We start from the raw sequence: 241 nt of genomic DNA, 5'->3' as shown, positions 1-241 counted from the left end.
ATATCCTTTAAGAAAATACAGTCGCGGTAAACCAGCGATACCTCGCGGGTCTGATCGGGATCGACTAACGAATCCACCAGCTGAACACGGTCGGCATAGGGATAGCTGACCTGCGGCAGCAGTGCGGTTTCAATCTCTACACACAAGGCCGTACAGCCTTCGCGCGATGTCATGGCCCATACTTCCCCGGCATTCACAAAAAAAACATCCCCGGCGCTCATTTCACTCAGACGGCTGAACC

Annotated in this window: 1 protein-coding gene; it reads right to left on the bottom strand. The window is 53.5% G+C overall.

Annotated features, from left to right (window positions below):
• Positions 1-241, bottom strand: a 241-nt coding sequence (locus NE623_RS14615) for a hypothetical protein (RefSeq protein WP_256276175.1), incomplete at both ends; no start/stop codon positions are given.

It is taken from the genome of Gemmiger formicilis (assembly GCF_024462815.1).
Classification (GTDB): Bacteria; Bacillota; Clostridia; order Oscillospirales; family Ruminococcaceae; genus Gemmiger.
Note: the sequence above shows the minus strand (reverse complement) of the source record. Positions and strands in the feature narration are given on the sequence as shown.